Below are 13587 nucleotides of genomic sequence, written 5' to 3'. Positions count from 1 at the left end.
GTATGCGGGGCGAGGCCGTGGCTGCGCCTCGGGCGGCGCGCGCGGCGCTCAGCGCCTGCGCGGATCGGCCGCCGGCGCGTCGGCGACGTCGGCCAGCGCCTGCCGGATGATGGCATTGGCGGTCCAGCGGGCGACCTCGGTGACCTCGGCCTGGCCGAGGCCCCAGATGTCCTTGAGCACCAGGAACACTTCGGTGCCGTAGACCAGCGACAGCGCCTGCGCCACGCGATCCTGCTGCGCCGGCGTCAGCACGCCGGCCAGCGGCGCGATGGCGCGCCTGAGGATGTCGACGCGATGGCCGCGCACCAGCCGGGGTTCGTTGCCGGCGCGGCCGGCGCTGGCATCCGCATGCTGCTGCAGCGACACCTGAATGGCGGCGCGCAGCGGCGCTTCGTGCGCTTGCAGGCGCGGATAGGCGAAACGCAGCAGTTCATCCACGCGGGTGGCGGCGTCCGGCGCGGCCGAGTCCCACGCCAGGATCGGGCCCAGGCTCTCGTCGACCACGGCGGCGATCAGCGCGCTCTGGCTGGGAAAGTAGCGGTAGGCGGTGGCGCGCGACACCTGGGCATGCTCGGCCAGTTCCGCCACCGACGGCGTGATGCCTTGCGCCATCAGCCGCTGCGCGGCGTCCAGCAGGATCTTGCGCATGCGCGCGCGCGGCCCGTGCGGCGGCTCGCCGCTGGCGGCGGCCTGGCGGCTGGCGGGCGCGATCAGGCGCGCGGGCGCGGCCGGCGGCTTGGGGGAGGATGTCGTGGTTTGACGTGAGACAGGTGTCTCAGTATGATTCTTTCGTCTCATTTCTTGATTCTACAGGCCCTGGGCGGCCCCAGACATATCGAGGCGCGCACCGAGTGTAGCCGCCCGCGGAGGAGTCATGACGCATTCGAATCGGCGGGTCTTCGTGGCCGCCACCTACGATACCAAGGGCCACGAGGCCGAGTACGTGGTTGCGCTGCTCAAGCGCGAAGGCCTGGACGTGGTCTCGGTGGACGTGTCCACCACGGGCGCGGCCAGCGCGGCGCAGGTGCAGGCGCGGGAAGTGGCCCGCAGCCATCCGCGGGGCGAGCAGGCCGTCTTCACCGGCGACCGCGGCACCGCCATCGCGGCCATGGCGCTGGCGTTCGAACGCTACGCGGCCGCCAACTCCGATATCGGCGCCTTGCTGGGCCTGGGCGGTTCCGGCGGCACCGCGCTCATCACGCCGGCCATGCGCGCGCTGCCCATCGGCGTGCCCAAGCTGATGGTATCGACCATGGCGTCGGGCAACGTCGCGCCCTACGTCGGGCCGTCGGACATCGCGATGATGTATTCCGTGACCGACGTGGCCGGCCTGAACCGCATCTCGCGCCGCGTGCTGGCCAATGCCGCCGGCGCCATCGGCGGCGCCTTCCGCCTGGCCGCCAGCGTGGCCGGCGACGACAGCCGTCCGGCCGTCGGCATCACCATGTTCGGCGTCACCACCGCCTGCGTGCAGCAGGTGACGCCGCTGCTCGAATCGCGCTACGACTGCCTGGTGTTCCACGCCACCGGCACCGGCGGCCAGTCGATGGAAAAGCTGCTCGACAGCCATCTGTTGTCCGGCGTGCTGGACCTGACCACCACCGAGGTCTGCGACTTCCTGTTCGGCGGCGTGCTGGCCTGCACCGAGGACCGCTTCGGCGCCGTGGCGCGCACCCGGGCGCCGTACGTGGGTTCCTGCGGCGCGCTCGACATGGTCAATTTCGGCGCCATGGACTCGGTGCCGGAACGCTACCGCGGCCGCACCTTCTACCCCCACAACCCGCAGGTGACGCTGATGCGCACCACCGCGGAAGAGAACCGCCGCCAGGGCGAATGGATCGCTGAGCGGCTGAACCGCTGCGACGGCCCCGTGCGCTTCCTGATCCCCGAAGGCGGCGTGTCGGCGTTGGACGCGCCGGGCCAGGCATTCTGGGACCCGCAGGCCGACGCGGCCTTGTTCGAGGCGCTGCAGGCCAATCTGGTGCAGACCGCCGACCGCCGCTTGGTGCGCGTGCCCTGCCACATCAACGACCCGCTGTTCGCCCGCACCGCGGTCGAACAGTTTCTCGACATCGCCACACACTGAGGATTGCCGCCATGCCGCGCTTTGACCGTAACCAACTGCTGGACAAGTTCCGCGCCATGGTGCGCGACCGCACCCCCATCGTGGGCGGCGGCGCCGGCACCGGACTGTCCGCCAAGTGCGAGGAAGCGGGCGGCATCGACCTGATCGTGATCTACAACTCGGGCCGCTACCGCATGGCCGGGCGCGGCTCGCTGGCCGGCCTGCTGGCCTACGGCAACGCCAACGAGATCGTGGTCGACATGGGCCGCGAAGTGCTGCCGGTGGTCAAGCGCACGCCGGTGCTGGCCGGCGTCAACGGCACCGATCCGTTCTGCGACTTCGACGTGTTCCTGGACGATCTCAAGCGCCAGGGTTTTGCCGGCGTGCAGAATTTCCCCACCGTGGGCCTGATCGACGGCACCTTCCGCGCCAACCTGGAAGAGACCGGCATGGGCTACGCGCTGGAAGTGGACATGATCCGCCTGGCGCACGAAAAGGGCATGCTGACCACGCCCTACGTGTTCAACGAGGACGACGCCGTGGCGATGACGCAGGCCGGCGCCGACATCATCGTCGCGCACATGGGCCTGACCACCGGCGGCTCGATCGGCGCCGAGACCGCGCTGACGCTGGATGACTGCGTCGCCGCCATCGACCGCATCGCCGCGGCCGCGCTGGCCGTGCGTCCGGACGTGATCGTGCTGTGCCACGGCGGCCCCATCGCCACGCCCGAGGACGCCGCCCACATCCTGCGCAACTGCCGGCATTGCCATGGCTTCTACGGCGCCAGCTCAATGGAGCGCCTGCCCACCGAACAGGCGCTGACCGCCGCCACCCGCGAGTTCAAGCAACTGACGTTCTGAGTTTTCCCCTTCATCCGTTTCCGCCGGGGCGCCGCGCGTCCGTCAGGAGTCCGCATGCCGCATACCGTCTACACCAGCGCCATCGTCCAGGCGCCGCTGGCCAAGGTCTGGCCGCTGTTTCGTGATTTCAACGGCCTGGCGGGATGGCATCCCGGCATCGCGCAAAGCCGTCTGGAAGAAGGCGGCCGCCACGATGCCATCGGCTCGGTGCGTTACCTGTCGCTCAAGCCCTCGGGCTTCGTGCGCGAGCAATTGCTGATGCTGGACGATCCGGGCACGGCGCTGCGCTATTCGATCATCGAGACCGACCTGCCGATGCGCGACTATGTCGCCGGCGTCGCCTTGCGCGCGATCACCGAGAGCGGTGCCACGCTGGTCGAATGGTGGGCCGACTTCCGCGTCGAGGATGGCGCCGACCTGCAGGCGGTGGCAACCGCCGTGGGGCAGGGCGTGTTCGCCGCCGGACTGGCGGCGCTGGACGAAAAGCTGCGCGCCTGAGCGGCGCGTATCGTCGCGGCGGGGCGGGCGCATGCCCCGCCGGCGTTGCCACGGCGACGCCGATGCGCCTCAGGCGCGCCGGCGGGTCGCGCCCGCGGCCAGCTTGCAGCCGGCCGGCAACGGCGCGCCGCGCAGGTAGTCGCGGATGGCGCGGATCAGCGCTTCGGCGGCCGGACTCAGCGCGTGCTCCTTGTGGCGGATGATGCACAGCGTGCGCACCACCGTGGGCCGCGCCAGCAGCGCGTAGTCCAGTCCGGGTTCCAGCACGCGTTGCGCCGCCAGCGCCGGCAGCAGCGCCACGCCCATGCCGGCCTTCACCAACGCTGCCTGGGAAGTGGTGCTGGAGGCCTCGTAGAACGGCGCGGCGGCTTCGATCGGCAGGTCCGCGCGCGCCCGCAGCAGCGCCATGATGCCGGTCTCGTCCACCACCCCCACCAGCTTGCGGCCCGCCAGGTCGGACCAGCGCATGGCGCCGTCGCGCCCCGGCCGCAGGCTGGCGTCGTCGCGCCGGTACAGCACGCCGAAGCGATCCTCCAGCAGCGCGTCGAACTGCAGGCCGGGCGCGTCGGCCCAGCGGCTGGTCAGGCCGAAATCGACTTCGCGCGCGGCCACCTTGCGCTGGATGCGGCCGGAGTTGTCGTCGCTCAGGTACAGGCGGATGGCGGGGTACTGCGCCGCGAATGCCGCCGCCGCCGGCGCGATCACCTGGGTGATGGCCGAGGGCGCGGCCGCCACGCCGACACGGCCGCGCTCCAGCGCGCCGAAGCGCACCACGTCCTCGATCGCGCCGTCGAAATCGGCCAACAGGCGCATCACGCGCGGCAGGAATTCCTCGCCCGCCGCGGTCAGCAGCACGCGCCGGCTGGTGCGCGCGAACAGCCGGGTGGCCAGCGCTTCCTCCAGCTGGCGCACCAGGCTGGTGACCGACGACTGGGTCTGGAACAGGCGCTTGCCGGCGTGGGTGAAACTGGACTCCTGCGCCACCGCGACGAACGCGGTAAGGTGCTTGAGGGTGACGTGCTTGGGCAGGCGATACATTTCAAATCACGATAGATGGATCAATAAAAACAATTTTTCCAGATTGATCGGCCGGACGATACTAGGGGCTTCATCAAGCACCAGGGCCGTCCACGGGCGGCCCGCACAAGCGGCCGGCGTCATCGCCGGCTCCATCAAGGCGGAAGTTGCATGCAGGAAAAACTGGATCTGGTCATCGAAGGCGGCTGGGTGATCGACGGGCTGGGCGGGCCGCGCCGCCGCGCCGACGTCGGCATCCGTGGCGAGCGCATCGCCGCCATCGGCGACCTGTCGGCCGCGCCAGCGGACCGGCGCCTCGATGCCGGCGGCAGGATCGTCGCGCCCGGCTTCATCGATACCCATGGCCACGATGACCTGATGTTCGTGGAAAAACCGGGCCTGGAATGGAAGACCAGCCAGGGCATCACGTCGGTGGTGGTCGGCAACTGCGGCATCAGCGGCGCGCCGGCGCCGCTGCCGGGCAATACCGCCGCGGCGTTGGCCCTGCTGGGCGACTCGCCGCTGTTCGCGGACATGGCCATGTACTTCGGCGCGCTGGAGGCGCAGCGGCCGATGATCAACGTGGCCGCCCTGGTGGGCCACGCCAACCTGCGCCTGGCCGCCATGCGCGATCCGGCGGCACAGCCCAGCGCGAAGGAGCAGCGGGCGATGGAGCGCATGCTGGCCGACGCGCTGGAGGCCGGCGCGGTGGGATTCAGCACGGGCCTGGCCTACCAGCCCGGCGGCGTCGCCGAGCAAGCCGAACTGGACGGCCTGGCGCGCGTCGCGGCGGCGCGCGGCGCGCTGCACACCAGCCACATCCGCAACGAGGGTGACGCAGTCGAGGCCGCCGTCGACGAGGTGCTGGCGGTCGGTCGCCGCACCGGCTGCGCCACGGTGCTGTCGCACCACAAATGCATGATGCCGGCCAACTGGGGCAAGAGCGCCGCCACGCTGGCCAACATCGACCGCGCCCGCGCCGCCGGCGTCGACGTGGCGCTGGACATCTACCCGTATCCGGGCAGCTCCACCATCCTGATACCCGAGCGCGCCGACCAGATCGACGACATCCGCATCACCTGGTCGACCCCGCATCCCGAATGCGGCGGCCAGTCGCTGGCCGAGATCGCCGCGCGCTGGGGCTGCGACGCGGTCACGGCGGCGCGCCGCCTGTGCCCGGCGGGCGCGATCTACTTTGCCATGGACGAGAACGAGGTGCGCCGCATCTTCCAGCACGAATGCTGCATGGTCGGCTCGGATGGCCTGCCCAACGATGCCCATCCGCACCCACGCCTGTGGGGCAGTTTCACGCGCGTGCTGGGCCGCTACGTGCGCGAAGCCGAACTGCTGACGCTGGAGGCCGCCGTGGCCAAGATGACCGCGCTGCCGGCGCGCGTGTTCGGCCTGGCCGATCGCGGCCGGCTGGCCGTGGGCGCCTGGGCCGACGTGGTCGTGTTCGACGCCGACACGGTGTGCGACCGCGCCACCTGGGACGCGCCGACGCTGGCCTCGGCCGGCATCGAGCACGTGCTGGTCAACGGCTGCGCGGTGTTCCCGCAAGCCCCCCCGTCGCATCGCCCCGGCAGGATCCTGCGCCGTGACGCCAGCATCGCCGGCGCGCCGGAATTTTCCCGATAACAAGCAGAACCGATCCCCACAGGAGACAACCCCATGATCCGCAAGACTTGCGCCGCCCTGGCGCTGGCCGCCCTGTTGCCCGCGGCGCACGCCGAATTCCCCGACCGTCCCATCACCTTGATCGTGCCGTTCCCGGCCGGCGGCCCCACCGATATCGTCGGCCGCCTGGCCGCCGCCAAGGCGGGCGAGATCCTGGGGCAGCAGGTCGTGGTCGAGAACCGCACCGGCGCCTCCGGCACCATCGGCATGGCCGCCACCGCGCGCGCCAAGCCGGACGGCTACACCGTGGGGCTGGCGACCGTCAGCACCCATGGCACCGCGCCGCACTTGTTCCCCAAGCTGGCCTACGACCCGGTCAAGGACTTCACGCCCATCAGCAACCTGGTGACCAGCCCCAACATCCTCAGCGTCAACCCGCAATACCCGGCGAAGACGCTGGCCGAGTTCGTGTCGCACGTGCGCGCCAATCCGGGCAAGGACGGCTACGCCAATGCCGGCGCCGGCGGCGTCAATGACCTGGGCATGATCTGGTTCCTGCAGATCACCGGGGGCAAGATGAACAGCATCTCGTACCGCGGCTCGGCGCCGGCCTTGACCGACACGGTGGGCGGCGTGGTGCCGGTGATCTTCGACAACTTCCCGTCGTCGCTGCCCTACATCAAGAGCAATCACCTGCGGGCGCTCGCCATCACCGGGACCGCGCGCAACCCGCGCCTGCCGGACGTGCCGACCTTCGCCGAGCAGGGCTACAAGGATTACGACGTCACCGCCTGGTACGGCGTGGTGGGGCCGGCGGGCATGCCGACGGACGTGCGCGACAAGCTGGCGCAGGCCTTCGCCCAGGCGGTGCGCGACCCCGCCACCGCCGCCAAGATGGAAGAGACCGGCGCCTTCCCGCTGGGCAATACGCCGGCCGAGTTCGGCGAACAGATCCGCGCCGAACGCGATCGTTGGAAATCGGTGATCGAGCGCGCGCAGATCAAGCTGCAATAAGGCCGGGAGCCGGCCGTCTCCGGGGGCGGCGGCCTTTCCGGCCAACCGGGTCACGGCGGCCAGGCGGTCCACGCGCGGGAAAATTCAAATAAGATAGGTCACCCGTTACGTGTTACCGGAGGTCGTCATGCTTGACTCGCAAGTCGTGGATCAGATCGGTCGTCACTGGGGTTGGGTGGCATTGCGCGGCGTCGTCGCCATCCTGTTCGGCCTGATGGCCATGTTCATGCCCGCGATCACCTTGTCGGCGCTGGTGCTGGTGTGGGGCGCGTTCGCGCTGGCCGACGGCGTGCTGGCGCTGATCGCCGGCATCCGCATCCGCGAGCGCGGCAAGCCGCTGTGGGCGCTGATCATCGTCGGCCTGTTGGGCGTGGCGGCCGGCATCGTCACCTTCCTGTGGCCCGGCCTGACGGCGTTGATCCTGCTCTACATCATCGCCATCTGGGCGCTGGTGGCTGGCGTGTTCCAGATCGTCGCCGCAATCCGCTTTCGCAAGGAAATCCGCAACGAGTGGTTCCTGGCGCTGTCCGGCCTGGTATCGATCCTGTTCGGCGCCATGCTGGTGTTGCAGCCGGGCGCCGGCGCACTGGCCCTGGTGTGGGTCATCGGCATCTACGCCGTGTTCTTTGGCATACTGCTGCTGGTCTTTTCCTTGCGCCTGAAGCAGCACCGCGCGCCCTGAGTCCATGTCCGCCTACCAGACCCTGATTCCCCTGAACTTCCTGGCCGTGGGCCTGGGCGCCATGTTCGGCGCCTGGGCGCGCTGGCTGGTCAGCCTGTGGCTCAACACCGAGTCGTGGCCCTGGGGCACGCTGGCGGTCAATCTGGCCGGGGGATATCTGGTGGGATTGGCGCTGGCGCTGGTGGCCGGCCATCCCGAATGGCCGGCCTGGGTGCGGCTGGGGGCCATCACCGGTTTCATGGGCGGGCTGACCACGTTTTCGACTTTCTCGGCCGAAACCGTGGCGATGCTCGAGCGCGGCGCCTATGGCGGCGCGCTGGGCTACGCCGGCTTCAGCCTGCTCGGGTCCCTGTTGCTGACGGGCCTGGGACTGGCGACGGCCAGCCTGTTGCGCTGAATCTGCCGCTGCCCGCGCCAAGGCGGCGCGGCGCGCGCCGATACGCGCCGGCGCATTGCCATTGGCGCTGCGCGCCTCAGTCGTCCGCCCGCGGATTCAGCACCCGCGCCGCGTCCAGGCCGCTGCGCACCGCGCCTTCCAGCACGCCGGGGTAGCCGGTGTCGGTCCAGTCGCCTGCCAGCGCCAGCGTCGGCCACGGCGTGCTGTTCAACGGCCGGGTCAGGCCCGGCACCGCCGCAAAGGTGGCGCGCTTTTCGATGAACAGTTCCGCCGCCGCGACTTCCGGCATCGGCGGCAGCCGCTGCGGATAGCCGGCGGCCTGCTCGGCCACCTGGTCGATGAGGGCCTCGATGGCCTGCTGGCGGTTGCGTTCGGCCAGGCCGGTGGCCGCGCTCGCCACCACCGCCAATTCACCGGCCTGGGCGTCGCCGGCCAGTTGCGCGCGGTCGAACAGCCATTGGCCGATATGGCCGCGGCCCGGTTCCTCGCGCAGCATCATCATGGGCTCGGGCAGGCGCCACGGGCCGGCCAGGCGCAGGTTGAGGGTGGCGATCGGCAGATAGTCGAAGGCCCGCAGCGCGTCCAGCAGGCCGGTCGCGCCCACTGCGCGCAGCGGCGCATCCAGCAGGCGCGCGGCGAACGCCGGCGGCACCGCCAGCACGGCGGCGTCGAAACGTTCCTGGTTGATGTCGATGCCGTCCTGCGAGGGCCGCAGCTGGCGCACCGTGCTGCCGTAGCGCATCGTGACCTGGCGCGCGGCGGCGTCGGGCCACAGCGCCGACAGGTCGGTGCAGGGCAGCAGCAGGTCGCTGTCTTCACGGCGGCCGGCCAGGCTGTCGCGCAGCACGCGGGCGAACAGCGCGGCGCTGGCGCTGGCCACCGGCGTGTTCAGCGCGGCCAGGCACAGCGGTTCCCAGACCTGGCGGATCAGGGCGTCGGACTGCGCGTGATAGTGCAGCAGCTGCTGCACGGTCCAGTCGCGCGGCGGGGTCCAGGACATGGCGCGCAGGCCGCGCATCAGGCGCAGCGTGGCGTAGCGGTCGGCCCACGACAGGCCGCGCGCGCCCAGGATCGCCACCGCCATGTGCAGGGGCGCGGGCAGGCGCGGCGCCGACAGGCGGAAGCGCCCATCCAGGCTGGCCAGCCGCAGCGGGCGGCGCATCAGCAGGGCATCGGGATTGCGGCCCACGCGGCGCATCAGCGCCAGCGTGTGCTTGTAGGCGCCCGACAGCAGATGCTGGCCGTTGTCCAGCGGCGATTCGAAGCCGTCATGGAACACGCGCCGGGCGCGGCCGCCGGGCGTGTGGCCGGCTTCGAACACGGTGACCTTGGCGCCGGCCTCGCGCAGGGCGACGCTGGCCGCCAGGCCAGCCCAGCCGGCGCCGATGACCGCGGCCTTCACCGTGCCAACCGGCGGACCAGCCCGCGTCCGCCGCCCACCCAGGTTTTCCACGCCAGCCACAGCTTGCGCAGCGGCGTCAGCGAGATGCGCTGGTGCAGCACTTGCCAGTTGTCGCGCTCGATCTCATCGAGCAGGGCATGGTAGATCGCCGCCATCATCAGGCCGGGACGCTGCGCGCGCCGGTCGGCTTCGGGCAGCGTGCGCATCGCTTCGCGGTACAGCTCGCGGGCGCGTTCGGCCTGGAACTTCATCAGCGCCGAGAAGCGTTCGGAATATTCGCCGTTCAGGATGTCCGAGGCCTTGACCTCGAACTGCTGCATGTCGTTGACCGGGATGTAGATGCGGCCGCGGCGGGCATCGTCGCCGACGTCGCGGATGATGTTGGTCATCTGGAACGCCAGGCCGAGCTTCTCGGCGTAGACCAGCGTGGCCGGATCGGTGTAGCCGAAGACGCCGGCCGACAGTTCGCCGACCACGCCGGCGGCGTGCCAGCAATACTTGCGCAAGCCGGGCCAGTCCAGGTAGCGGGTCTGGTCCAGGTCCATTTCCATGCCGTCCACCACCGCCAGCAGGCGCTCGCGGGTGATCGAACAGCTCTGCAGGTGCGGCTGCAGCGCGCGGGTCACGGGATGGTCGGGCTTGCCGTCGAACATCTGGTCGACCTGCGTGCGCCACCAGGCCAGCTTGATGCGCGCCAGCGACGGGTCGGTGCATTCGTCCACCACGTCGTCGACCTCGCGGCAATAGGCGTACAGCGCCGTGATGGCGCGACGCCGCTCGGGCGGCAGGAACAGGAAGGAATAGTAGAAGCTGGAACCGCTCTTGGCGGCTTTCTCCTGGCAGTACTCGTCAGGGGTCATAGTTGGCAGGGCCGGTTGCTTACTTGATGGAGCGCCAGAGCATGATGGCCCAGTCCTTGGCGCCCAATTCGGGTCGGTTCATGAATACATCGTAGCCGCTCGCCTCGATCCGCTCCAGCACGCGCAGCCCGCCTTGCACCACCAGGCGCAGCTCCAGGCCGATGCGGCCCGGCAGGCGGCGCGCCAGCGGAGCGCCGAAGTGTAGCAGTGCGCGGGTGCGTTCCACCTCGAATGCCATCAGGGCGCGCCAGCCCGGCGTCAGGCGGCAGGCGGCCAGGTCATCTTCCGAGACGTCGAAGCGGTTCAGGTCTTCCTGCGGCAGGTAGACGCGGTGCTTGTGCCAATCGACCCGCACGTCCTGCCAGAAGTTCACCAATTGCAGCCCGGTGCAGATGGCGTCCGATTGTTCCACGTCGCGCGGATCGGTGGCGTCGAACAGGTGCAGCATCAGCCGCCCGACGGGGTTGGCCGAGCGGGTGCAGTAGTCGGCCAGCGCGGCGTAATCGTCGTAGCGCTTGACGCTGATGTCCTGCTCGAAGGCCGACAGCAGGTCGTAGAAGGGCGTGATGGGCAACTGGTGGCGGGCGATGGTGGCCGCCAGCGGCACGAAGATGCCGGCCAGTTCGGGGGCGCCGGGGGCCGGCACCGCGCCCGGTTCGGCGCCGATACGATGCAGCTCGGCGCGGAATGCGGCCAATTGGGCCAACCGTTCGTCGTCGCTGGCCGCGCCTTCGTCGGCGATATCGTCGGCGGCGCGGGCGAACCGGTACAGATCGGTCACGGCGCCACGCAGCCGACGCGGCAACAGCAGCGAGGCGACGGGAAAATTCTCGTAGTGATCGATGGGCATGGGTCTGGTCCTGCGGTCCTGCGGGGTTGCTTTTTTGCGCGGCGCTCCGGCCGCGCCGGCGCAAGTGCGGCCCAGGCGGGAGGCTGACCCATTTTAGATGACCGGCGCGCCCGCGGCCCCGCGCCGCCGCCGCGCCGATCAGTTAGACTTAAGCGCCACAGGATCTCATACCATGCCCCGCCCAATTTCCGCCACCGTTTCCGTTTCCGCCCTGGCCCACAACCTGGCCGCCGTGCGCCGCCACCTCGACCAGACCGCCGCCGCCGCGTCCGGCGTGGCGCCGTCGATCTGGGCGGTGATCAAGGCCAATGCCTATGGCCACGGCATCGAGCAGGCGGTCGCCGGCTTCTCCAAGGCGCAGGGCCTGGCCATGCTCGACCTGGACGAAGCGGTGCGCTGCCGCGAGGCCGGCTGGGGCGGGCCGATCCTGCTGCTCGAAGGCTTCTTCAATCCGTCCGATCTCGACATCGTCGACCGCTACCACCTGAGCGTCACGGTGCACCAGCGCGAGCAGCTCGACATGCTGGCCCGCGCGCGCCTGTCGCGGCGGGTCGACATCATGCTCAAGCTCAACAGCGGCATGAACCGGCTGGGTTTTTCCCCGGCCGCCTATCCCGCCGCCCACGAGCGCGCGCTGCTGCTGCAACAGCAAGGCGTGATCGGCTCGCTCGGCAAGATGACCCATTTCGCCTGCGCCGACGGCCCCCAGGGCATCACCGAGCAACTGGCCGTGTTCAATTCGGTGACGCATAAGATGGCGGCGGGGCCCATCAGCGTCTGCAACTCCGCGGCCACGCTGCGCTTTGCCGAGGTCGCCGTGGGGTCCGAGGCCCAGGCCCACTGGGTGCGCCCCGGCATCTGCCTGTACGGCGCCTCGCCATTCGCCGACGCCGAGGCCGCCGCCTTCGGCCTCAAGCCGGCCATGTCGCTGCGCTCCGAGATCATCGCGGTGCAGGAATTGAAGGCCGGCGATTCGGTTGGCTACGGCGCGTTGTTCCGGGCCGACCGGCCCATGCGGGTCGGCATCGTGGCCTGCGGCTACGCCGACGGCTATCCGCGCCACGCCGCCACCGGCACCCCGGTGGTCGTGGCCGGCATCCGCACCCGGTTGGTGGGCCGGGTTTCGATGGATATGCTGATCGTCGACCTGGACCCGATTCCGGCCGCGGGCGTCGGCGCCCCGGTTTCGCTGTGGGGCGAAGAGGGGCCGTCGGTGGACGAAGTCGCGCTGGCGGCCGGCACCATTGGTTACGAGCTGCTCTGCGCCCTGGCGCCCCGCGTCCCGGTCACCCGGGACGCCTGATGCGTTCCGGCGCGGTCGCTGGCCACCGCTTGATCGTTTTTTGAGCACTCCAGGCGCGTTTTGCCGGCGCCTGGGCAGCGGGCGCCTTCCAAGCGCCTGATTTTTCTCCGGAAAGCCGCGCGCCCGATCCGAGGCGGAGGGTGTCCGGCACGCAAGAATTGCTACGCAATTTACAAGACAGGCAACGCCGGATGGTGTCTACTTGAAGACCGGGCGCCCAAGCGCCCGTTTTCGCCCCAGTAACGAACAACGAGGTTTCGATCCATGAAGGACAAATGCGTGCTCATCACGGGCGCCACCAAAGGCATAGGCTGGGCCCTTACTCAGCGGCTGTCCGACATGGGTTGTCATGTGGTCGGTATCGCGCGCAATACCGGCGATGTGGACTTTCCCGGCTACCTCTATGCCTGTGACCTGGCCGACGCCGGCCGCACCGAGGAAGTGCTGCGCGAGATCCGCGAGAAATTCCCGGTCGATGCCGTGGTCAACAACGTCGGCATCGCCTCGCCCCAGCCGCTGGGCGAGATCGACCTGGCCACCCTCTACAACGTGCTGGACCTGAACGTGCGCGTCGCCGTGCAGGTCACCCAGGCGTTCATCGAATCGATGAAAGCGCGCCGCGCCGGCCGTATCGTCAACGTCTGCAGCCGCGCCATCCACGGCGGCCTGGAACGCACCGCCTATTCGGCCGCCAAGAGCGCGCTGGTCGGCTGCACCCGCACCTGGGCGCTGGAGCTGGCCGAATACGGCGTGACCGCCAACGCGGTGGCGCCGGGCCCCATCGAAACCGAGATGTTCCGCGCCACCCGTCCGGCGGGCAGCGAAGGCGAAAAGCGCGCGCTGGCCTCGGTGCCGATGAAGCGCCTGGGCACGCCGGCCGAAGTGGCCGCCGCCATCGCCTTCCTGCTGTCGGACGACGCCGGCTTCATCACCGGCCAGGTGCTGGGCGTGGATGGCGGCGGCAGCCTGGGCGGCCGCTCCTGATCGCCCGGATCGGGCCAGGCGGCACGGCCCATCTG

The 13587-nt window shown here is 70.2% G+C and carries 14 protein-coding genes; 9 read left to right on the top strand and 5 right to left on the bottom strand.

Translation table 11 applies throughout. The features are described 5' to 3' along the window. Nucleotides 1–48: 48 nt before the first annotated feature. A complete protein-coding gene (locus ACUTAG_RS02895; RefSeq protein WP_026384440.1) occupies nucleotides 49–714 on the bottom strand; it encodes a TetR/AcrR family transcriptional regulator in 666 nt (221 codons plus the stop codon). A gap of 160 nt (nucleotides 715–874) precedes the next feature. Here ACUTAG_RS02895 and ACUTAG_RS02890 point away from each other — a divergent pair, with 160 nt between their 5' ends. From ACUTAG_RS02890 to ACUTAG_RS02880, 3 genes are read left to right on the top strand one after another with little or no spacing between them, the layout of a single operon-like run. Next, nucleotides 875–2086 (top strand): Tm-1-like ATP-binding domain-containing protein, encoded by a 1212-nt coding sequence (locus tag ACUTAG_RS02890; protein ID WP_054436874.1) that lies wholly within the window; start codon nucleotides 875–877, stop codon nucleotides 2084–2086. Between the two features lie 11 nt (nucleotides 2087–2097). Then, entirely contained in the window at nucleotides 2098–2928 is an 831-nt protein-coding gene (locus tag ACUTAG_RS02885; RefSeq protein ID WP_054471724.1) for a phosphoenolpyruvate hydrolase family protein, read from the top strand. 54 nt (nucleotides 2929–2982) lie between these two features. Continuing rightward, nucleotides 2983–3426, top strand: coding sequence for an SRPBCC family protein (locus ACUTAG_RS02880; RefSeq protein WP_006385064.1), 444 nt, complete (start codon nucleotides 2983–2985; stop codon nucleotides 3424–3426). A 69-nt stretch (nucleotides 3427–3495) separates the two neighbouring features. On the opposite strand, the gene ACUTAG_RS02875 is transcribed toward ACUTAG_RS02880, so the two are convergent. After that, complete coding sequence (locus ACUTAG_RS02875; RefSeq protein WP_038503978.1) at nucleotides 3496–4464, bottom strand: LysR family transcriptional regulator; 969 nt, start codon at nucleotides 4462–4464, stop codon at nucleotides 3496–3498. Nucleotides 4465–4614: 150 nt separating this feature from the next. Between ACUTAG_RS02875 and ACUTAG_RS02870 the strand changes: the two genes are divergently transcribed. From ACUTAG_RS02870 to ACUTAG_RS02855, 4 genes are all read left to right on the top strand, one after another. Next, entirely contained in the window at nucleotides 4615–6081 is a 1467-nt protein-coding gene (locus ACUTAG_RS02870; protein WP_006384305.1) for an N-acyl-D-glutamate deacylase, read from the top strand. Nucleotides 6082–6114: 33 nt separating this feature from the next. Beyond that, nucleotides 6115–7074 (top strand): tripartite tricarboxylate transporter substrate binding protein BugE, encoded by a 960-nt coding sequence (locus ACUTAG_RS02865; protein WP_047991222.1) that lies wholly within the window; start codon nucleotides 6115–6117, stop codon nucleotides 7072–7074. 127 nt (nucleotides 7075–7201) lie between these two features. Further along, nucleotides 7202–7756, top strand: a complete 555-nt coding sequence (locus tag ACUTAG_RS02860) for an HdeD family acid-resistance protein (protein WP_006384303.1) — start codon at nucleotides 7202–7204, stop codon at nucleotides 7754–7756. Nucleotides 7757–7760: 4 nt separating this feature from the next. Beyond that, nucleotides 7761–8153: a CrcB family protein gene (locus ACUTAG_RS02855; RefSeq protein WP_006384302.1), complete on the top strand. Its 393-nt coding sequence runs from the start codon at nucleotides 7761–7763 to the stop codon at nucleotides 8151–8153. Between the two features lie 76 nt (nucleotides 8154–8229). Here the strand turns inward: ACUTAG_RS02855 and hpnE are convergent, their stop codons facing one another. Genes hpnE through hpnC form a run of 3 tightly spaced genes read right to left on the bottom strand, consistent with a single transcriptional unit; the run spans nucleotide 8230 to nucleotide 11265 of the window. Beyond that, nucleotides 8230–9555, bottom strand: a complete 1326-nt coding sequence (hpnE, locus tag ACUTAG_RS02850; RefSeq protein ID WP_020928474.1) for a hydroxysqualene dehydroxylase HpnE — start codon at nucleotides 9553–9555, stop codon at nucleotides 8230–8232. Further along, nucleotides 9552–10415 (bottom strand): presqualene diphosphate synthase HpnD, encoded by an 864-nt coding sequence (hpnD, locus tag ACUTAG_RS02845; protein ID WP_020928473.1) that lies wholly within the window; start codon nucleotides 10413–10415, stop codon nucleotides 9552–9554. The genes hpnE and hpnD overlap by 4 nt, the downstream gene beginning before the upstream one ends. Before the next feature lie 19 nt (nucleotides 10416–10434). Further along, the gene (hpnC, locus tag ACUTAG_RS02840) at nucleotides 10435–11265 is read right to left on the bottom strand and encodes a squalene synthase HpnC (protein ID WP_047991220.1); all 831 of its coding nucleotides are present in this window, start codon (nucleotides 11263–11265) and stop codon (nucleotides 10435–10437) included. A gap of 172 nt (nucleotides 11266–11437) precedes the next feature. On the opposite strand from hpnC, the gene alr reads away from it, so the two are divergent. Further along, nucleotides 11438–12568 (top strand): alanine racemase, encoded by a 1131-nt coding sequence (gene alr, locus ACUTAG_RS02835; protein WP_148318199.1) that lies wholly within the window; start codon nucleotides 11438–11440, stop codon nucleotides 12566–12568. Nucleotides 12569–12832: 264 nt separating this feature from the next. After that, nucleotides 12833–13552, top strand: coding sequence for an SDR family oxidoreductase (locus ACUTAG_RS02830; protein ID WP_020928472.1), 720 nt, complete (start codon nucleotides 12833–12835; stop codon nucleotides 13550–13552). The last annotated feature ends 35 nt before the right edge of the window (nucleotides 13553–13587 follow it).

The sequence above is a fragment of the Achromobacter sp. CSND-B12 genome, assembly GCF_052906545.1.
The sequence above is the reverse complement of the archived record's forward strand: the minus strand, read 5'-3'. Positions and strand labels throughout refer to the sequence as shown.